Below are 20,012 nucleotides of genomic sequence, written 5' to 3'. Positions count from 1 at the left end.
GTGGCATTTCCTGCAATCAAAAAAAACAAGTGTTGGATCTGGAAAGCCTATGATCGTGACGCACGGCGTTGTGTCGCCTGGGTGGTGGGTGGCCGTGATCATGTTACCTGTGAGAGACTTTGGGAACGCATCGCGAGGCCCGGATGCACCTACTACACCGATGATTGGTCCGTCTACTCCAATGTGATACCCCCCACCCAGCACGTGGTGACAACCTGACAATTTCGCCGCCTATCAGGAGGCATTTATATCTATATTAGGATAACACTCCCATTTTTTCAACCTAGGTCTCACTCCTGAGATAACAATATAACCTTTGGGTGGCCAATACTGAAGAAAATTTGGGAAAACTGCTCACCCTCTTTTTAAATCTTAAGGTTGAATGATAAACATTATAATAATATTATTAATGCTTGAATTAATCAGACTAACCTCCAAGGCTTGGGCCTTGAACGCCGCCTATAAGGGTAGACACCGGCCCTCATGGGCGGAAATATTGCAGTTTTCAATAACCGGAAGAATAAGGAGATGCCATATTGAAAATTGTCATCGTCGGCGCTGGGGAGGTGGGATTCCACATCGCCCAGAGACTGGCCTTGGAAAACAAAGAAGTGGTGGTCATCGATAAAAACCCCGAAGCCCTTAAACGGGTTAGCGATCATCTCGATGTCCAAGTTCTCCATGGTTCCGGTTCTGATCCCCGAGTACTGGAAGTGGCGGGTATTAAAAGCGCCGAAAGAATTCTGGCGGTCACGGATAGCGACGAAGCCAATCTGATCGTCTGCTTTTTTGCCAACTTTTTGGCTCCGGGCATTCCCAAGGTGGCTCGTATTCGCAGCGAGGAGTACAATGCTTACCGCCAGGCTTTGGCCAAAGAGCCCCTCAATATTAACATGGTCATCAATCCCGATGTAGAGGTGATTAAATCTATTCTCAGTTACCTGAGCGCTCCGGATGTTGAAGAGATCAATGAGTTTGCCGGGGGCCGTATCGTGATGGTGGGAAAATACTTGCAGGCAGATAGTCCCTTGAATGATCTTAAGCTATTGCACCTCCCTGACAAGATAGGCGGAAAACGGCTCATCATTGCCGCCCTCATCCGTAACGACCAGTTGATTATTCCTAAGGGGACAGATAGGATCAAGGCCCACGATCTGGTTTATTTTGTCTGCGAAAAAAAGGACCTGGAGAAGTTTCTGAAACTTTTTGGCGGTCAGGTGCATTCCCTCCGGAACATCCTGATTGTCGGCGGCGGCAAAATCGGCCTGCGACTAGCCCAGGCCCTGGATAACAAAAACTACAATACCAAATTAATCGAATGCGACCTGGAGCGCAGCCAATATCTTTCGGCCCAGTTAAACCGGATCATTGTGCTGCACGGGGACGGCACTGATCAGGAGTTGTTGGATCAAGAAAATATCGGCAGCATGGACATGATCATGGCGCTCACCGGAGATGAGGAGATGAACATTCTCTCCTGCCTATTGGCCAAGCGGCTGGGGGCCTACAAAACTTTAGCCCGAATCAATAAATTTGCCTATATATCGTTGGTCCAGACCGTCGGCATCGACCACATCGTCAGCACCAGACTGGCGGCCATCTACTCCATATTGCATTATATCCGCCGGGGGCGAGTCCTCTCCATTGTCTCCCTTAAAGGCGAACAGGCGGAGGTCCTGGAAGCGATTGCCCTGGAAACCTCGGACATTGTTGGCACCCCGCTGAAAGAATTAAAATTTCCTGCCGACGCCCTGGTCTTATGTATTCTGCGTGGCGAAAAGGTCATCATTCCTACCGGAGATTCTGTCATCCAACCACAGGATCGGGTCATGATTCTCTCCACCCGTCAGAATATCCCGCTGGTCGAAAAGTCCCTAATGGTCAAACTGGAGTATTTCTAGGATGCGCTGGCGATACATTTTGCACATCATCGGCGCGCTGATCGTCTGTATCGGCCTGTGTATGCTCTTTCCACTGGGTTTCTCATTATATTACTGGGACACCGGACTGGTGCCCTTGCTCCATTCGATGGCAATCACCGTGGTCATCGGTGTATCTCTCTATATTTCCTTCAAAAATGACAATTCCAAAGGATTCCTCAGTCACCGGGAGGGCATGGTCATTACCGCCCTGGGGTGGCTGGCGGCCGGAAGTTTCGGTGCCTTGCCCTTTCTCCTGAGCGGGGTCTTTAGCAGTCCGGTAGACTGTTTCTTCGAGTCTTTCTCAGGCTTTACCACCACCGGGGCCTCAGTCCTGACCGACATCGAAAGCGTCCCCAAAGGCCTACTATTCTGGCGGAGCCTGACCCACTGGCTGGGGGGCATGGGCATCATTGTCCTGTCGCTGGCGATCCTGCCGTTCTTAGGTGTCGGCGGGATGCAGCTCTATAAAGCCGAGGTGCCGGGTCCGGTCCCGGATAAGCTCACTCCCAGGATCAAGGATACGGCCATGTTACTGTGGCAGGTATATCTGCTGTTTTCCCTGATTGAAGCCGTCTTGCTGGTGTTCGGAGGCATGAGCCTGTTTGACGCCCTCTGTCATACTTTTGGGACCATGGCCACCGGCGGCTTTTCCACCAAAAACGCCTCCATCGCCTACTACGACAGCGCCTACATCCAAACGGTCATCACCATCTTCATGCTGATTGCGGGCATCAACTTTTCCCTCCACTTCCAGCTTCTCCGGGGTAAGCCGCTGGTTATGTGGCGAGATGCGGAATGCCGTTTTTTCTTGGGGCTATTTCTGATCTTTGGCATCGTCACCACCATCAGCGTTTACCAGGACAATTATCCGTCCCTGGGCCAGGCAGTGCAGTATGCCTCCTTTCAGGTTGCCTCCATCCTTACCACTACCGGCTACGTCACGGCTGATTTTGAGCTCTGGCCCTCGCTGCCGCAATGCATCCTGCTGCTCTGTATGTTTATCGGGGGCTCGGCCGGTTCTACCGGGGGTGGCATGAAATGCATGCGCATCATGTTGTTACTTAAACATTCGTATCAGGAAATCATTCGTATTATCCATCCTCGGGCCGTGATCCGGGTCAAGCTCGGCAAGCGGGTGGTTCCGACCGATGTCCTGAGCGGCATTTGGGGGTTCTTCATCCTCTGGCTGGGGCTGCTGTTTCTCTCCACATTATTGGTGGCGGCCTCAGGTGTGGACGTAGTCACTTCGTTTGCCTCGGTTCTGGCCTGTATCGGCAATATCGGCCCCGGTATTGGCGCGGTGGGCCCGACCGATAACTATGCCATGATTCCCGCTTTCGCCAAGTGGGTGCTAATGTTGTGTATGCTGCTGGGCCGCCTGGAAATCTTTACCGTCATCATCCTGTTTATCCCCGAATTCTACCGCAAGTAACCCGAGGGCTGAGAAAGAAAATCTTTATGCTTGAAGATGGTTCGTGAAATGAACCACAGGGGGGTCGGCTGGCCTAGTTATAATAACTATTTGCAATCAATGAGATAATATTTGAAGGGTAGGGGACAATTTATGGTACTCTCCAGGTGGCATAACTCACGTCCCTACTTTTTGTCATTGGGAAGGGCCCAGGGAAGGCAGATCTTCCCTTCGGCGGCCAATGAGCCGCCCTGGACGACATGATCGTCAGCCTGAGGAGCCGGCGGAGTTATAGGCGCTGCAATACAGGAATCCACGGACGCCGACAACATGACGATCAGCGTGAATTTTAATAAGCTCGCGTTCACTAAACATCACTCCTGGAGAGGAATATGGAAATAATCTTGCTCCGAAAAGGTTTTGGGTAAAGATTGGGGACAGTCGAGTTGACTACTTTTATTATTGAAAATATTGGTTTTATGGGGTATGAAATGGTAGTCCCAACGGGACTCGAACCCGTGTCTCTGCCGTGAGAGGGCAGTATCCTAGGCCGCTAGACGATGGGACCACTGATTTAAATTTAGGAAAATTATGGGAGTCTGTCAAGAGCATTCTCAAGGGCATGAAGAATGATTTTGGCGATTATGGGCTAACCGTAGATCAGTTTAGAACAACCCAGGAACCAGGGGGATTGTATGTTTAAAAATATCCTGGTCTGTTGCGATGGCAGTGAAGAGGCCGACCGTAACCTGCAACTGGCGGTATCCCTGGCCGGGCTTGGTGGCGGCCGGGTCCGGGGGCTGTTTGTCAAAAGGTTTGTCGGGCCAGAGATTGCTACCTGGTCGCCGGGCCTGGAGATGGGGGCGGAAACTCCGTCCCTGCTTGATCCGGCCCTGATCGCCGAGATTGAGGCTGAACAGGAGGAGCGGGGCAGACAGGTAGCCGCGTCATTTTCTCGCCTGGTAGGGGGAAATGCCTCGGGCCTGGAGGTGGTCCGGGGGGATTTAATGGAAGAGTTGGTGAAGGCTTCCCGGTCCGCTGATTTGGTGGTCATGGGTCGGGGAGTGCGCCAACCCGAGGCAAAAACCTGGCGGCTGAGCGAAACTACTCGTCGGGTGCTCAAGAAATCCTGGGCGCCGGTGTTGTTGCCTCCGGTGGCCGCCTCCTGGCGTCCGGGGGGGCCTTATCTGTTGGCTTATGACGGTAGCCTGGCGGCAAATTGTGGGTTACGTCAGGTGGCCCAGTTGGCGGCTCTGACCGGGGGGGCGCTTACCATCCTATCGGTGGGTGACGCCGAGGTAACCGCGGCTAACCTGAAGGAAGCCCAGTCCTATCTGCATCCATATGGCCTGAACCTCAGCCTGGAGGGCCGCACCGGCAAACCTGAGGCGGCCATTCTGGAGCTGAGCCGGGAGCAAAATTTCGGCCTGGTGGTATTGGGAGCGCATGGCCATCACCGCATCAAGGATATCCTGTTGGGGACCACCACGGAAAAAATTCTCCACGAGCTGGACCTGGCGTTTCTGATCTGCAGCCGTTAATTTCGGATTGAGGAATCATGGCACTTTCGGTACTCGATGTTTTTAAAGTCCTACCCCAGAGCAATTGCGGAGAGTGCGGCCATAAGAGCTGTCTGGCCTTTGCCACCGCGGTTATCAAAGAAGGCGAAGATCTGGAAAAATGTCACCATCTGTCGGCCCGGGGGCGAGAGTTGGCGCAAACCATAAAAACCCAGCAAGAGACAGGCATTAGCCGACGCCGGGAATCAGTGGCCATTGCCGCCGAGGCCTTGCATGAGAAAGTAGCGCCCCTCGATTTTGCCGCGCTGGCGCCGGGATTGGGGGCTGATTACAGCCAAGAGGATGGCAGACCCTATTTAATCATCCCTTACTTTGGCCAGCCCCTGCAGGTATTTAAAGATGAACTGCGTTATCCCCCGGAGGTTTCCGAAGATCCCTGGGACGCCATCCTGCTCTACAATTATATTGCCTCCCAGGGCCAGCAGCTTCCTACCGGCAAGTGGATTACTTTTCAGGATCTGCCCAATTCAGTCTCCAAAGTCAAGACCCAGAAGCGCCTGGAGGAGGGGTTGGCAGCCCAAATTACCGGCCAGGTGGAGCATTTGCAATCACAGGCCGCGGCCCTGGGAGCTAAACCAGCTTCCCAGGTGACGACCGCCGATGTGGCGCTCGTCTTCTGGCCGCTGCCGCGGGTGCCGATATTGCTAATGTTTTATGAAGCCGATGCCGCGGAAGGATTTGTGGCCCAGACGCATCTGCTGTTCGATGCCCAGATCAGCTCCTATCTAGACCTGGAATCCACCCTGTTTCTGGTAGAAAAGCTCATAGCGCGGCTCAGCCCTTGATCGGGCGGTCTTTTATAATTCAGGATTGATTAATAAACCACCCCCGACGGCCCAGTTTCTGAGCGGCATCAATGGTGGTGCCGCACCCGCAGAAGGCGACCAACACCACGTCGCCAGGGTTCGAGGAGGCCGCATGTTTTCCCCGGAAACTAGCTAGGCCGGGTCACGCCTTTCCATTCGTGAACCGGTCCTGCCCCCCTGTGAGCTGTTAAATTATCATCATACCAAACTCGACCGTCTGGGTCAGTTTTTCTATAACGCCTCTCAACGTAATCTTTTTCATAGGGAGTGAATATTTTGTTCCAGGTCCAGGTTTTTTCGGATTTGCTATATAAAAAATGACATCGTGGACCCGGCGTGCAGATAAAAAGAGCCGGTCTCTTTTAAAACAGTCGCAGTTCAACCAGCCGAATGGCCATCATGGTCAGATAGGCCATGATTGTTATTTTCGCCGATGAAGCCCCGGAAGTTTTTCATCATTTCGACCAGAGCCGGAGGGGCGGTATCGACTAATTCCTGGAAGCTGGGTTCGGCGGCTTCGGTCCTGTGCCAGCAATCTTCGAACGCCTTAATCTGGGCATCAGAGGCGGTGCCATCCGCCTCTTTAAACAAGATATTATAACCCCGCTTGGAGTTGAAGGGGGGATCGATATAGATCAGATCCACCGAGTTATCGGCAATATGCTTCTGCAAGATCTCTAACCCAAGTTTCACCCATTCAGGAGGCCGAACTTGAGTTTTAAGTGCTAATAACTGCCAGCCCCCCCATGTAGGGCCTCAACTTCTCCGGAACCACCACCCGGCCATCGGCCTGCTGATAATTTTCCAGGATAGCCACCAGGGTGCGGCCAACGGCCAGGCCAGAGCCGTTCAAGGTGTGCACCAATTCCGTGCCCTTGGATTCGCTCCGGCGGAAGCGGATCTGGGCCCGGCGAGCCTGGAAGTCCTCAAAATTACTGCAAGAAGAGATTTCCCGGTACAGGCCCTGGCCCGGCAGCCAGACCTCGATGTCGTAGGTCTTGGCCGCGGCAAACCCCAGGTCGCCAGTGCACAGGGTCACCACCTGATAGGGCAGCCCCAGTTCCTGGAGCACCTCTTCGGCATCCTGCAAGAGTTTTTCCAGTTCGTCGTAAGAGGTCTCCGGAGTGGTGAATTTGACCAGTTCCACCTTATTAAACTGATGTTGCCGGATCAGACCTCGCACATCCTTGCCGTAGGACCCGGCTTCGGACCGGAAACAGGGAGTATAGGCGGTGTAATAAATCGGCAAGTCTTCCTCCGCCAGGATCTCTTCCCGGTGGATGTTGGTCACCGGCACCTCGGCGGTGGGCACCAGATAATAGTCCCAGCCTTCCAACTTAAACAGATCGTCCCGGAATTTGGGCAACTGGCCGGTTCCCAGCATGCTGGCGCTGTTGGTCATAAAGGGGGGCAAGACCTCCAGGTAGCCATGTCTTTGGGTATGTAGATCCAGCATAAAATTGATCAACGCCCGTTCCAGAAGCGCCCCGGCCCCTGTGAGGAGGGCAAAGCGGGAGCCGGTCATGCGGGCGGCGCGCTCGAAATCGAGAATGCCCAGGTTTTCGCCGATCTCCCAGTGGGGACGGGGAGAGAAGTCGAATCGGGGCAGGTCTCCCCATTGTTTGACTACCGGGTTATCGTCGCTGGAGACCCCCACCGGCACTGACTGATGTGGTATGTTGGGGAGATCAAGGAGAATGGCGCGCACTTCCGCCTCTTTTGCGGTCAACTCGCCTTCAATCTCCTTGATCCGCTGGTTGACCTGCCGGACCCGGTCGATCAAGGAACCGGGGTCCTGACCGGCCTTTTTGAGGCGGCCGACCTCTTCGGAGACCGTATTGCGTTCATGGCGCAAGGCCTCGACCTCAGCCAGGAGCTGGCGACGGGCCGCATCCAGGGCCACAAAATCTCCTAAGGATTGCTCCTGACCCCGATTTTTCAAAGCCGCTTGGACCTCCGCCAAATGTTCCCGGACGTATTTGACCTCCAGCATAGAACATTTCCTTAGTTAGTTATTTTCGGGTTAATTTGGTAACATATAAGGGGCGGGTAAGCCCCCCTACGGTTGACTCCGAAGGGTAAACAATTATGAGACTCACTATTGATATGGATTAATTGATGTTATCGATTATTTTACAGAAAACAGAAAACTGGAAACAGAAAACCGTATAACCGGCCTGGTGGTTCCGCAAATTTTCGCAAGTGTATGGCACTTCTGTAGCCGCCGCCACTTATTGATCTTTGACCATCGGCTCTACCAATCTGAAGCCGTTAAAAAAGCGGCGGTTTTCTTCCAGAAGGCTGATCAGGCTGGCCGCATCTTGGTTGACCACGATCCGGCGGATATCAGCGACAGCCGCCTCAAACGCGGCCAGAATCACCTGGTTGGCCTGATTGCGCAATTGGATGCAGGCGTAGAGATCAGATTTTTGATTAAACAGGTGCTGCACCTGGCCGAATAATTTCCGGAAAGTGGGAGTGGCAAAATTCTCCAACTCGTTGACTTTGGTATTTAGGGTTCGCAGGGTGGTACCCATGGCAATCAGAATAAAGTGGGTCAAGCCCTGGACCACTGACATCATGATATCATGCTCTTCCGGGGTGGTGATTTGCACAATGGCTCCGGCTCTGGCGAGCAAGTCATGGAGCCAGTTAAACCAGCGCTCGCCCCGCCCCGGACATAAAACCATGATCGAGCCTTTGATAGACTCCAAGCCCGGTCCGAACAAGGGGTGGGTGCCCACCACTTCGCCTGGAAAGTATTCCAGCATGGCAGCCATGGGGTCTTTTTTTAAGGAGGTCAGGTCCATGAGCAGGGCCTCGGGACGCAGGCAAGGGGCAATTTCCCGAATAGTTTTTTCAGTGATGTGGATAGGTACAGAGATTATGGCGACATCGACCTGGCGGGCCACTTCCGGAGAAAACGGTGTTGTTGAAGACCCGGTTACCAGGACTTCCAGACCCTGTTCCTCAAAAAATCTTTTGAACCATTGGCCCATCTGGCCCTGACCGCCAACAATGCCTACTCGGATACTCATATGATGGTCCTCTGTCGTAATAGAAAGTCAGCCAGCGTCAGCCGCACCATGGCGGCGATGACTGGCACAATCCGGGGAATCGCACTGATATCATGCCTCCCGGTAATGCTGATGGTCTGGGATTGACCATGAAGATCAATAGTTTGTTGGGGCTGGGCAATAGAAGGAATGGGCTTGACCGCAGCCCGCAGGATTATTTCGTCGCCGTTGGAAATCCCGGCCAAAATACCCCCGGCATTATTGCTGGCAAAACCGGAGGGGGTAAGGGGATCGTTATGTTCTGAACCTAACAGCCGCGCGGCCGCAAACCCGGCGCCGATTTCTACTCCTTTGACCGCTCCCACCGACATCACGGCCTGGGCTAAGGCGGCGTCCAGTTTATCAAACACCGGCTCCCCCAGACCGGCTGGACAGCCCTGGACCCGTACTTCCACCAGTCCGCCCAGAGAGTCGCCCTGGTCCCGGACCGCCTGCACCCGAGCGGCCATGGCTTCTATGATAGTGGCATCCGGACAGAAAAAGGGATTATCCCAGATCTGCTCCAAAGCGAAATTTTGTGCCCGGATTCCGCCTAGCTCCAGGGTAAAAGCCAGGACCTGGATGCCCTCCTGGTCTAAAATCTTTTGAGCCACCGCCCCGGCCGCGACCCGGGCTACGGTTTCCCGGGCTGAGGAGCGGCCGCCGCCGCGATGATCGCGAATGCCGTATTTACGCCAATAAGTAAAATCACCGTGACCCGGTCGGAACACTTGGCGCAAGGGTTCATAAGGCTCACTTCTGACATCCCGGTTGTAGATGATCAGACTGATGGGCGTGCCGCTGGTCTGGCCTTCAAAAACCCCGGACAGAATCTCCACCCGATCCGGCTCCTTCCGGGACGAGGTAAAGGCGGAAGCTCCGGGCCGGCGGCGGGACAATTCGGCCTCGATATCGGCCGCGGCGAGAGGCAATTTGGGGGGGCAGCCGTCGATAACCGCGCCCAGAGCCGGGCCGTGGGACTCTCCCCAGGTAGTAACCCGAAAAATCTGACCAAAAGTATTACCGCCCACCAGTTTTAGCCTCCTGCTGCCGGACTGCCTCGATTATCTGATCCGCCACCTGGTCGATGGACAATTGCGAGGTAGAAATTATCACATCCGCCGCAGCCTGGTAAAGGGGTTGGCGAGTTGCCAGAACTTCTTCTACTTCATATATCGTCTGACCGCCGGTCAGAGCGGGTCGACTGGCGACTTCAGCCTGATCCTGGGCAAGGCGAGCCTGGATAATCTTTGGTTCGGCGTCCAGCCAGATAATCAGGCCATTTTTCTTGAGGCGGGCAATGTTTTCCGCATCGGTCACTACGCCGCCGCCGGTGGCCATCACCAGTCCCGATTGTTCAGCATAACGGGCGACCAGTGCTTTTTCCCGCCGCCGAAATTCCGGCCAGCCTTCCCGAGCCACCAGTTCGGCAATGGTTTCTCCGGCCTCCTGTTCTAAAACCTGGTCCAAATCCACGAAAACCCGTTTAAGGGATTGGGCCACCTGCTGCCCGACAGTGGTCTTGCCAGAGGCGCGATAACCGATTAACACGATGTTTGACATTGCTTCACTAAAGTCAAGGCTTTCCATCTACCTAATCCTGGCGAGTGATAGCCAACAGAACGGTCCCGCCCCCGGTGGTCTCCATGGGATCGAGACATTGCACATAGGCCACTTCCGGGTCTCCAGGGCTGAGCCCCAGACTGATCGGGTCGACCCCGTGGGCCAGAGCAACGTAATAAGGCATGAGCGATGCCAGGGAATGCATGCAGATGCGACCGGCAGGCCCGGGCTGGAGTATATAACCCTCCTCCAGGACAAAGGTATCCCCCTCCTGATAAACCGGGCAGTGACCCTTAATTTGCTTGATTCGGATTATCAATCGCATCCGTCCCTCTCTGAATCTGGCTTATATATGCTAAAAACCCCTACCGGATGGAAGATAACCGGACGCCCCTGGTCTTCAAAGGCCAACTCTTTGATAAAGGCAATAACCTCTTGCCGAAAACCGGAGGGCAAGGTATCGGCCCGGCATTCTAAAAAGAAATTGATCAGTTGCTGGCCTTGGGGGGATTCTGGGTCCAGGCAATCCGAAACATCCAAAACACCATCTACAATATCAAATTTAAAAGAAATCGGCAATTCTTTCAATAATCCATAAATATCCCGGGAAGAGAACATCTCCTTCACATCTCCTTTGGCCCGCTTCAGAAAACGGCGTTGGATTTCATTGATTCCCAACGGCGTCTGATGAAAAATTAACAGACAGCCGTGGTCCTGAAGGAGTTTGACCGCACTCAGGATCGCCTGACGGCGATCGGGGACATAGTAGAGACAATGGGTTAAATGGATCAGATCAAACTTCCGGGAGAGCGGCGGGCCCGGGAAGGTTTGGGACAGAATTTGAAAATCCGGGATGGGCAGGCCGCTTTCCCAAAACCTGGTCTGAAATACCTGATTATGGTCAACATTAGGGTCAATGGCCAGATAGGCCCGAATCGGCCAACGTTGCAAAAGCAGGGTCATCAGTTGCAGATCAAAATCCCCCGTGCCGCTGCCGATACTCAAAATTTCCAGCGGTCCAGACCAGTTAACCCGGGGCATAAAGTCGTCGGTCAGCCATTCCTGCATCGACTGCCATTCACTGGAAATTTGCTTGAAGAGATTGAAACATCTGGCATAATCGCAGTCGCTTAGCGGCGGCGCCTGGAAGGTCGGGGCTTCGTTAGTAGTCATCTCTAGATTATCCTTATACGGCAAGGGGTTGAGGTCAGATTCGACTTGGCTGGATGAATTTTTGCTTCTGTCAGGGTAAAACGGTGCCTGGAGCCACGCCTGTCACCTCATAATAAAATAACTTCCCCTTCCCGGGCGGCATCAATCTCCAGGTTGCCAGAATGCGAGGCGAGCAATTGCCGCGCCTGGCTGACGATCTCCTTGATCTGGGCGTCAGTTCGGGCCGGATCGTGGTGAAACAGGCGTAGGCGGCGGGCACCGGCGGCCAGAGCCAGTTCTACCGCCTCTTTGTAGGTGGAGTGCCCCCAGCCCCGGCGAGCGGCAATTTCCTCTGGGGTATACTGGGCATCGTGGACCAGTAGATCACAGCCTTGAGCAAAGTGGGCATAATCTCTTAACTGCTTACCTGGCGGCGCCTGGGGGTCAAGTTCATTGTCGGTTAAAAATACAAAAGTATGGTCTTTTCCCCGAAAACGGAAACCCATGCCCCCCTGGGGATGGTTGAGTTCGATGCCCTCGATAACCGCATCTCCGATCTCAAGCGGACGGTGCGTGATTATCCCTAAAGGTTGGATCTGGGCCTTAAGTTCATTAAAGGCGACCGGGAAAAAGCCGTTGGCCTGGTGACTATCAAAAACCGCTTCCAGCCCCCAGAAGCCCCGAGGGCAGCCATCAACCCAAATTTTGGTATGCCGATTATAGATCGGGGCGAAGAATGGAAATCCCAGGATATGATCCCAATGGCTATGGGTAATCAGCAAGAACAAAGTTATCGGCTGCTCTGATTTTAAGAGATGATCCCCCAGGGCCCGGATGCCGCTGCCGGCATCAATGATAATTCGCTCTCCGGAACCGAGTACGACTTCTACGCAGGTAGTATTGCCGCCGTATTCGACGGTGAGAGAGCCAGGCGCGGCAATGGAACCCCGGGTGCCCCAGAATCGGATCTCCATTCTACAACTCCACTATTCGCTAAGCAGTTTTTCCAACCGGACGGAATAAAGCTGACCATGGCTGACCATCACTGATTTAGACTTTACTTCTCGATAGCCCTGATGTTTAAAAAATTTCCAGCCCTCCTGGGTCGGGGTATCAATCAATATCCGCGTTATCTGTAGCTGGCGGGATAGATTCTCCAACCGGGCCAGCATCTGCCGCCCTAAACCCTGAGCCCGCAGGCCCTGGAGGACATGCAGACAGGTTATAATAGCAATCTGCTGATCGAACAAAATATTCATTCTGGCCCGCAGGATCCAGCGCGGTTCGGGGCAGAGATACTCCTGGCAAATATCGATTTCCAACCATTGCCCGTCCCTGGTAAGGTTGACCCGGCGTCGGTTTTTTCCTGGCTCCAAAACCGCCGGTAATACCAGGGTGGCAAATTCAGCTTCAACCCAAGAGGTTAGCTCATCCTCTAGTATTTCTTCGGTATAATTATAATCGCCTAATTCCATGGATATGATTAAGACCCTGAAATTCGAGATACGCGGCCACCAATCCAAAGCAACCGGTAAGCATCAGATCTCCCAAGGGCGCGGCAAAATGAGCCGGGAAACCCTCGCCTAACCGCCGCTGGGGGCCGGTAATGACCGTGAAGCGAAAAGCCGGTCCATTAAGATAATCCGGGGCAATGGCGCAGCCATGGCCCTGGTCTTGATAAATCTCTTCATTGGATAGAGTCCCGGCCTGAAAACGGCTTAAATGATCAGCTAACTTTGCGGGATTCAACAACCTGGTATGATGTTCATAGAGGCCCCACAACCGGTCCTTTCGGACCAGAGCCGCAAAAGTATGGGCGTTGCCGATGTTAACCACTACCAGGCCGTTCTCTTGGTGAGCCTGGGCCTGGGGATCGAGCAACGCCCCCCTGATACCTGCGGTACAGGTATCCATTACTAGAGCGCCGGGGAGGATTTCCAATCCGGCGGCCATCCGGGTAAGATAAGTCGGTGGAGAACTGTAGGCCAGATCCGATAACCGGCCGCCCTGCTGCAGAAAAGCTTCCCAATGTTGAAAACGGAACCGCCGATTGCTGAGTTGAGGGCTGAAACCATGATCCTGCACGGCCAGGGCATAACCATTCGGCGGGGTAACCTCAAAGTCAGCCAGCAGCCGATTTATGGCGTCCAGGTCGACGTCGCCCAGAGTTACCACTGCTGCTTGCTGCGGCGGCTGGTCCACCAGCTTAAGGCCTAAGGCCTTAACCCGATCGAGGTTGTCAGCAACGGTCAGGGCGGGTTCTGGCCGGGCATAAACCTTGAGTCCTTGCGCCAGATGCCCTCGAATGGCTCGGTTTACGGCCCCGCCGCCCATGAGACGGCCAGTGAGAAAGAGGTCAGCTCCGGCCGCAGTCAGCCGCTGAATACGCCGGGCGATTATCTGGGTAGGGGCAGGCAGGATCAGCTTGACGGCATTTTCCAGGGGCTGGTCTGCATCCCACAACAGGATATCCTGAGTGCCGCCGCCGACATCAATGGCTAGGAGGCGTAATGTTGGCTTGATCGGGTTAATTGTTCCTAATTTTCCCAGGCCGCCAGGGTCGCTAAGGCCACCTGGGCAGCTTGTTGGCGGGCCTGACGTAATCGCCAGTTGCGAAATCCGTGTTGCCAGGTCAGCGTAAATAATTCATCGGAGACTATTAGCAACCCGGCCACGGCCGCCTGGCGGAACTGTCCCACGGTGAACAGCGCCGACATTTCCATCTCCACCGCCAGCATACCTCGCTCTCCGTAGGTTTTGACCTTATGGACGGTTTCCCGATAAAAGGCATCGGTGGTCCAAACTTTGCCAGTGCGAAAAGCATGACCGCCGCGACACAATTCCTGGCTCAGCAGTTGAACCAGAGTTGGATCAGGACCGGATTCTGGTCCGCAACAGGGGTAATGGATAGAGGTACCCTCTTCGCTGTGCGCCGCGGTCGGAATTACCAGGTCGCCTATGCATAAACCGGCCTGCAGAGAGCCACACCAACCCAGCCCCAGGATGGCCCGTGCCCCCAGAGCAATCAATTTTTCCATCACTAACACGGCATAGGGGGCTCCCGGAGCCGGACCAACAATGGTAATAGGCCGTCCGTTCCAAACCCCCTGCCGAAACGGGCAGTCGGCGAACTCGCGTCTGCTTCCCTGGGCACCCGCCAGACGGCAAAGATATTGGTAATCCCGGCGGACAAAGGTCATTATTACCCGCGGCGACACCGAATCTTCGCCTCGACCCCGGCGGGGAGCAATGACTACCGCCTCATCCTCCAGCTCCGGATTATTAGGCATTGTCCATGGATTTTAGCAGATTGCACCGGTTAGTCAACCTTACTTTGACGTCATTGTCCCTTATCGGGCAGAATCTTGATGAAGAACTGAAATTGCCGGTCAGAAGCGGCTAAATTAGAGCTCCTCAGGAGGAAGTGACCCTATTCGGTCATTTAACCGATGGACCGATAAAGTAATCTTAGCTGAATCAAGCGAACAACTGTCCTAGTTGATAGATCAACACCGCGCTCGTCCAGCCCACCAGCAGACTCCAGCCTACGGCCAGACCGGTCCACTTCCAGGAGTTGGTCTCGCTTTTAATTACTCCAATAGTAGCAAAGCAGGGGATATAAAGCAGAGACATGACCATAAAGGAGAGGGCCGTGAGGCTGGTAAAATATTGCGGTAAGACATTGCTCAATCCCTCTTCGCCGCTGGCCAGCAGGGTTCCCAGGGTGCCGACCACCACTTCCTTAGCCACAATGCCAAAAATCAGCGCCACCGCGGCCTGCCAGAAGCCGAAGCCGGCTGGGCTAAAAAGCGGTCCCACTAATTTCCCGAACTGACCGATCCAGCTCTGCTCACTGGCATATTCCACCCCCATCGGCATGGAGGCCAGCAACCAGATCAAGATCACTCCGGCCATGATAATGGTGCCGGCCTGTTTGATAAACATGCTGGCCCGGTGCCACATATGCATTATGATGTTTTTGACGGTGGGCAGACGATACGGCGGCAGCTCCATAATCAACGGCGAGGATTCCCCTTTAAAGAAGAGATTTTTGAATAATAAGGCGGTCAGAATGGCCACTAAGATGCCCAAGAGATAAAGGGCGAAGATCACCGCGCCTGACTGTTGGGAGAAAAAGGCTCCGGCAAATAAGACATAAATCGGTAAGCGGGCCGAACAGGACATAAAGGGATTGATTAACACCGTTAAGATACGGTCTTTGGGAGATTCCAGGGTCCGACAGGCCATAATCCCAGGGATATTGCAGCCAAAACCGAGGATCATCGGAATTGAGGATTTGCCGTGCAACCCCAGCCGCTGCATGAAGCGGTCCATGACAAAAGCGGCCCGGGCCATATAGCCGCAGTCTTCCAAAATACCGATCATCAGAAAGAGGATCAAGATGTTGGGCAAAAAGACCAGAACCGAACCGACCCCGCCGATGATCCCTTCGCTTAATAAGGAAGCAAACCAGGTGTCGCCCAGGAGAGCGGTGGTCTGCCCTGCCAGCCAGCTGAATCCGGTATCGATATAATCAGCCAGGGGATTACCCAGATCAAAAACCAGTTTAAAAGTAAGCCACATGAAAACCAGAAAAATCGGGATGCCCAACCAGCGGTTGAGGACTACCTGGTCAATTTTATCCGAAATGGAGATCCTTTCCTCCGGTCCCAGGGGCTTACGAAAACATTTTTTCACCAGGCCGGAGATGAAACTATAACGTCGTTCTACCAGATGAGTTTCCAGGTCACGCCCCAACCGGTCGTTTAAGGCTGCGGTTAAGTCCTCAGCCTTACGCAGAATTTCCTCTCCCTTGGGAAGGGTCCAGACCCAATCTTTGATCTGCGCGTTGTTTTCTAAGAGCTTGAGGGCCAGCCAGCGGCTGGGGGCATTAATAGAGCCATCTCTAGAGCGCTGGATCAGGTCAGTCAATTCATTCAGAGCCGGTTCCACCTCCGGACCATAATTAACCTTTAAAGGTGGCGGCCGACGATCACGAGCCGACAGGATGGTCTGGCGTAAAGATTCTACCCCTTCGGCTTTTTTGGCCACTGTAGGGATTACCGGCACTCCCAAAGAGTGGGAGAGTTTTTCCACATCTAACTGCCACTTCTTATGCCGCACCACATCCATCATATTCAGGTCAACCACCAGGTTGGCCCCTAACTCCAACAACTCTATAGGAAGATAGAGGTTGCTTTCCAGGATCGAGGCATCAACGATCACTACGGTGACATCCGGCTGCTCTTTGACCAGAAAGTCGCTGGCAATGCGTTCATCCAGGGAGTAGGCGGAAAGACTGTAAGTGCCGGGCAGATCAACCACCCGAATGGTTTTACCCTGATAAGAGTATTCGCCCTCTTTCTTTTCGACCGTTACTCCTGGCCAGTTACCCACCTTCTGGCGGGCCCCGGTCAGTTTGTTAAAGACAGTGGTCTTACCGGCATTGGGACTACCACCTAAACAGATGGTTACGTCGGCCATCCATTCCTCCTACTGGCAATGTATATATAATTTTTGGTTTGGACTTTGGAAAAGTCAGGTTAGGCAAGTTCCAAGGTTTACTCCACGGGTCTGACAAAAATGCGGTGGGCCATCCCATAACCGATGCCAAACCGTTTTTCATCAAGAGCTACCATCACCGGGCCGGGCTTGCCATTTTGGACCATCCTTAATCTGGTTCCAGGGAAAATACCCATCACTGCCAAGCGGCCAGTCATACCACGGCCGCCGCGGATATGCATGACTTCCACCATTTGGCCATTCTCAACCGCACATAGGGGACACATATTGATTTATCTTGACCTCCTGATCCTTAATTTTAGCATTTGCCCCGGGAACTACCCAGGTTACGGGATCATTCCAATTCCTTATCGGCTTTTTGTCGCCTTACTAGCAGGCTTGGCCCTATCGGTTACCGAAAGAGGTTTTTGATGGTCAGCCAGGCGCCGGCTGATTTCTCGCTCCGCGGCGTTATCCTGATTAATAAAGGCTTTCCCCCAAGGGAGCGGCAATTTCTCCGGATCATAGGTAATGGTAACCGAAAAGGCCCTAAGGATTTACTTTTATACCTTATAAAGGTGCCATGGTTTTCAAAAGCCGCTAAATCAATCTGGTCGGCGTGCTTCAGATGGCCAGGAGAAAACCATAGCCGCACCCGTCCCGGAAGGTGATGCACGATGCCGGTAATACCGGACCGCAAATCCAACAGGGTGTTAAAATCGGCCACGATTTGATCTCCTTAAACATTATAGGCGCCAAACTATAAATATATATTTTTTTCCACAAAGAAAACAACTGAAAACCACCCCGGGCAACAAATTCGGCATAGTCTGTCCATTGCCCGATCTTGTTTTTTAGCAATTGCTATTCATTAGCACTAATAATTCGGGGCATTGGAGTTGTCAAGTTTTTTTTCCAAAAAATGCCCAATCTTGCTGCCAACTAAGAGTCTTAAAATCCATGCCAAAACCCGGCTATTTTCAAGGAAAAAGGCGGGAGAGCAATAGGTATCGGCTTATTTCCCGACTGGCGCCGAAAAATTTTGGGCTTTATCTCCAAAAAGGGTTGACAATGTTTTATTGTCGTGTTATTAATGCAACTGCATCGCAATTAAAACAAGTTCTGAGTGCGGAAAAAAGGGTTGACAGAGCCAGTGGAAGTCTTATAAAATGGTGTTATATCAAGGGAACGAATCCCTGCCGCTGATTACGGCGAAAGACGCCGATTCTAAGCCACGAAGGTAAGGAGGCATTGAAATGCCTTGACCCTCGTGGTTTTTTTATTCTCGCCCGGCGGTTGACCAGTTCCACCCGCAACATCATCTTGACGTCCGGTGACAAGGGGGTCTGATGCCTAAAGATTTCCAACTCCATTTACAAGTCTCGCATGGTCAGCTAAGACTTTTGCCTGCGGGCTGGCTCAACCCTGCTGAGGTTCATGTGATCCTGGGAGCGGCCCGGTCCGGCCTGACTTTGTTTCCGGTCATCATCATTGATTTACAACAAATCCACAAGGCAAACCAGGAGAGCCTAAAGCTTCTGGAAGAAGGACTGGAGCAAATCATTGCTGAAAAAAAGTTGGCCCTCTGTCGCGAATGTCCTAGATTAGGCTGGCACCAGGGTGGGGAAGGGTGGAAGATCTTAACTATTCATGACAAATCTGCTACAGGTGGTTGATATTATTGTATTTCCAAGGAGGAAACCATGCCCTTATATTGTTATCAGTGTACTAACTGCCAGGTTACCGAAACTCGCATCGCCGGGGTTGATGACCACCTGGCCATTTGCGATTACTGTGGTCATCTGATGGTCCGGTTAGATGTTGATCTCTTTGCGCCCTATTTTACTCAACCCGCTGGCCTTGCCAGCGACAAAAAAAATCACTAGAAAGGAGAACTTAGGATGAAGCAAACCCGATTCTGGCTAACGCTGTTGTTGGTTAACTGGCTGTTGCTGCCGGCAACGGTTTGGGGAGAGCCGCCCACAAAGTCGGAAGCCAGCATGGCCGCGGCCTCAGCCACTGCTTGGGAAGAACCACCGGCTACTTTCGGCCCGATAATCACCGATACCGCGGTGCCTCCAGATGTGGGCAGCTGGGCTATTCAACCGACTTTCGCGGTTAGTTGCGTGGTGGACAGCTTTAGCCCGAGCTGGCAGCGAGAATCCGCGGGCGGCGATTTCACCAATTTTTCCAAGGACATCAAGTTAACCTATGGGCCCATCGAAAATATGGAAGTCTTTATCGACATGGTAACTTACACCCATAACTGGGCCAGCGATGTCAACGAGCCGGGGCCGGGGGGAGAACGCTCTGCGGATTTCGGGGGGATCGGCGATCTTAACCTGACCGCCAAATATCAGTTAGTAGCAGAAACCGCGACATGGCCGACGATCACCGCCCTGGGGGCGATTGATTTTCCCACCGGTCACTTCCGCCATCTTAAACCGGGCAATCTGGGTACCGATGAACTAGGCGGCGGGGCCTATACCTTTACCTTAGGGTTAAATACTTCGAAGTGGATAAAGCCCTTTTATTTATATGGCAACCTGTGGTATTCCATGCCCACGGATTTCACTGCCGATGGTGAGCCGGATTCGGATCCGCTGGGTCATACCCCCCAGGTGCATTATCACCCGCGCGATTTTGTTACCCTTAATCTGGCGGCGGAATGGGTCTTTACGGAGAAGTGGATCGGCTTGTTGGAACTGACCAGCACTTGGGACGCCGGCCGGCTGATCGGGCCTAAACCCAATATGTCTCCCGCGGCCCTGGTAAGCGTTTTGCCCGGGATCGAGTACATGGCCTGGGAGAAGCTGTATTTCGCTTTGGGGGTCAACATTGATGTCGCCGGGAAAGAAACGGACGCCGCGGTTACCCCGATATTTTCCTTTGTGTATGAATTTAATTAGAATTACCGAGTAGGGCATGATTTTTCATGCCCTCTCAAGTAGTAGTCAGGCGGACTAGGGGGTAGGAGGGTTAGTTGATGGGTCCTCCTGGTGGCGAGCAGTTGCCCAGGT

The 20,012-nt window shown here is 53.3% G+C and carries 22 protein-coding genes, 1 tRNA gene and 1 pseudogene; 8 read left to right on the top strand and 16 right to left on the bottom strand.

Features of this window, described 5'->3' with window-relative positions; genetic code table 11:
* From JRG72_06695 to JRG72_06685, 3 genes are all read left to right on the top strand, one after another.
* A partial coding sequence (locus tag JRG72_06695) for an IS1 family transposase (GenBank protein MBW2134904.1) occupies positions 1–219 on the top strand: 219 nt, incomplete at its 5' end.
* Positions 220–536: 317 nt separating this feature from the next.
* Positions 537–1,901, top strand: a complete 1,365-nt coding sequence (gene trkA / locus JRG72_06690; GenBank protein ID MBW2134903.1) for a Trk system potassium transporter TrkA — start codon at positions 537–539, stop codon at positions 1,899–1,901.
* Position 1,902: 1 nt separating this feature from the next.
* Positions 1,903–3,354, top strand: coding sequence for a TrkH family potassium uptake protein (locus JRG72_06685; GenBank protein MBW2134902.1), 1,452 nt, complete (start codon positions 1,903–1,905; stop codon positions 3,352–3,354).
* A 164-nt stretch (positions 3,355–3,518) separates the two neighbouring features.
* On the opposite strand, the gene JRG72_06680 is transcribed toward JRG72_06685, so the two are convergent.
* Both JRG72_06680 and JRG72_06675 read right to left on the bottom strand, forming a co-directional pair.
* On the bottom strand, positions 3,519–3,701 hold the full coding sequence (locus tag JRG72_06680; protein ID MBW2134901.1) for a hypothetical protein: 183 nt from the start codon (positions 3,699–3,701) through the stop codon (positions 3,519–3,521).
* Between the two features lie 124 nt (positions 3,702–3,825).
* A tRNA-Glu gene (locus JRG72_06675) sits at positions 3,826–3,901 on the bottom strand.
* A 127-nt stretch (positions 3,902–4,028) separates the two neighbouring features.
* Here JRG72_06675 and JRG72_06670 point away from each other — a divergent pair.
* On the top strand, positions 4,029–4,874 hold the full coding sequence (locus tag JRG72_06670) for a universal stress protein (GenBank protein MBW2134900.1): 846 nt from the start codon (positions 4,029–4,031) through the stop codon (positions 4,872–4,874).
* A 17-nt stretch (positions 4,875–4,891) separates the two neighbouring features.
* Positions 4,892–5,698, top strand: coding sequence for a DUF3786 domain-containing protein (locus JRG72_06665; protein ID MBW2134899.1), 807 nt, complete (start codon positions 4,892–4,894; stop codon positions 5,696–5,698).
* 43 nt (positions 5,699–5,741) lie between these two features.
* Here JRG72_06665 and JRG72_06660 read toward each other — a convergent pair.
* The 14 genes and pseudogenes from JRG72_06660 to JRG72_06595 form a co-directional block, all read right to left on the bottom strand.
* Positions 5,742–5,831 (bottom strand): annotated as a pseudogene (locus JRG72_06660) (hypothetical protein).
* 266 nt (positions 5,832–6,097) lie between these two features.
* Positions 6,098–6,391 (bottom strand): hypothetical protein, encoded by a 294-nt coding sequence (locus tag JRG72_06655; protein ID MBW2134898.1) that lies wholly within the window; start codon positions 6,389–6,391, stop codon positions 6,098–6,100.
* A 46-nt stretch (positions 6,392–6,437) separates the two neighbouring features.
* Positions 6,438–7,712 carry a serine--tRNA ligase gene (gene serS, locus JRG72_06650; GenBank protein ID MBW2134897.1) on the bottom strand — a complete coding sequence of 425 codons (1,275 nt, stop codon included), beginning with the start codon at positions 7,710–7,712 and terminating at the stop codon, positions 6,438–6,440.
* A 238-nt stretch (positions 7,713–7,950) separates the two neighbouring features.
* Positions 7,951–8,757 carry a prephenate dehydrogenase/arogenate dehydrogenase family protein gene (locus JRG72_06645; protein ID MBW2134896.1) on the bottom strand — a complete coding sequence of 269 codons (807 nt, stop codon included), beginning with the start codon at positions 8,755–8,757 and terminating at the stop codon, positions 7,951–7,953.
* Positions 8,754–9,806: a chorismate synthase gene (gene aroC, locus JRG72_06640; GenBank protein ID MBW2134895.1), complete on the bottom strand. Its 1,053-nt coding sequence runs from the start codon at positions 9,804–9,806 to the stop codon at positions 8,754–8,756. The genes JRG72_06645 and aroC overlap by 4 nt, the downstream gene beginning before the upstream one ends.
* Positions 9,796–10,365, bottom strand: coding sequence for a shikimate kinase (locus tag JRG72_06635; protein ID MBW2134894.1), 570 nt, complete (start codon positions 10,363–10,365; stop codon positions 9,796–9,798). The genes aroC and JRG72_06635 overlap by 11 nt, the downstream gene beginning before the upstream one ends.
* A gap of 4 nt (positions 10,366–10,369) precedes the next feature.
* Positions 10,370–10,663, bottom strand: a complete 294-nt coding sequence (locus JRG72_06630) for a TIGR04076 family protein (GenBank protein MBW2134893.1) — start codon at positions 10,661–10,663, stop codon at positions 10,370–10,372.
* Entirely contained in the window at positions 10,654–11,511 is an 858-nt protein-coding gene (locus JRG72_06625; GenBank protein ID MBW2134892.1) for a methyltransferase domain-containing protein, read from the bottom strand. The genes JRG72_06630 and JRG72_06625 overlap by 10 nt, the downstream gene beginning before the upstream one ends.
* Before the next feature lie 107 nt (positions 11,512–11,618).
* Positions 11,619–12,464 carry an MBL fold metallo-hydrolase gene (locus JRG72_06620; protein ID MBW2134891.1) on the bottom strand — a complete coding sequence of 282 codons (846 nt, stop codon included), beginning with the start codon at positions 12,462–12,464 and terminating at the stop codon, positions 11,619–11,621.
* A 12-nt stretch (positions 12,465–12,476) separates the two neighbouring features.
* Entirely contained in the window at positions 12,477–12,965 is a 489-nt protein-coding gene (locus JRG72_06615; GenBank protein MBW2134890.1) for a GNAT family N-acetyltransferase, read from the bottom strand.
* Positions 12,946–14,013, bottom strand: a complete 1,068-nt coding sequence (locus JRG72_06610; protein ID MBW2134889.1) for a DUF1786 domain-containing protein — start codon at positions 14,011–14,013, stop codon at positions 12,946–12,948. Before JRG72_06610 ends, JRG72_06615 begins: the two co-directional genes overlap by 20 nt.
* A gap of 14 nt (positions 14,014–14,027) precedes the next feature.
* Positions 14,028–14,780: a nucleoside phosphorylase gene (locus JRG72_06605; protein ID MBW2134888.1), complete on the bottom strand. Its 753-nt coding sequence runs from the start codon at positions 14,778–14,780 to the stop codon at positions 14,028–14,030.
* Between the two features lie 187 nt (positions 14,781–14,967).
* Positions 14,968–16,974 (bottom strand): ferrous iron transport protein B, encoded by a 2,007-nt coding sequence (feoB, locus tag JRG72_06600; protein MBW2134887.1) that lies wholly within the window; start codon positions 16,972–16,974, stop codon positions 14,968–14,970.
* 77 nt (positions 16,975–17,051) lie between these two features.
* The gene (locus JRG72_06595; GenBank protein ID MBW2134886.1) at positions 17,052–17,246 is read right to left on the bottom strand and encodes a ferrous iron transport protein A; all 195 of its coding nucleotides are present in this window, start codon (positions 17,244–17,246) and stop codon (positions 17,052–17,054) included.
* Positions 17,247–18,341: 1,095 nt separating this feature from the next.
* On the opposite strand from JRG72_06595, the gene JRG72_06590 reads away from it, so the two are divergent.
* The 3 genes from JRG72_06590 to JRG72_06580 are packed head-to-tail and all read left to right on the top strand — an operon-like array spanning position 18,342 to position 19,901.
* The gene (locus JRG72_06590; protein MBW2134885.1) at positions 18,342–18,668 is read left to right on the top strand and encodes a hypothetical protein; all 327 of its coding nucleotides are present in this window, start codon (positions 18,342–18,344) and stop codon (positions 18,666–18,668) included.
* Positions 18,669–18,695: 27 nt separating this feature from the next.
* The gene (locus JRG72_06585; GenBank protein ID MBW2134884.1) at positions 18,696–18,878 is read left to right on the top strand and encodes a hypothetical protein; all 183 of its coding nucleotides are present in this window, start codon (positions 18,696–18,698) and stop codon (positions 18,876–18,878) included.
* A gap of 15 nt (positions 18,879–18,893) precedes the next feature.
* Positions 18,894–19,901, top strand: a complete 1,008-nt coding sequence (locus tag JRG72_06580) for a transporter (GenBank protein ID MBW2134883.1) — start codon at positions 18,894–18,896, stop codon at positions 19,899–19,901.
* Positions 19,902–20,012: the final 111 nt, after the last annotated feature.

This window comes from Deltaproteobacteria bacterium (assembly GCA_019309545.1).
In the GTDB taxonomy this organism is placed as follows: Bacteria; Desulfobacterota; Desulfobaccia; order Desulfobaccales; family Desulfobaccaceae; genus Desulfobacca_B.
This window is presented reverse-complemented; position numbering and strand designations above follow the sequence as displayed.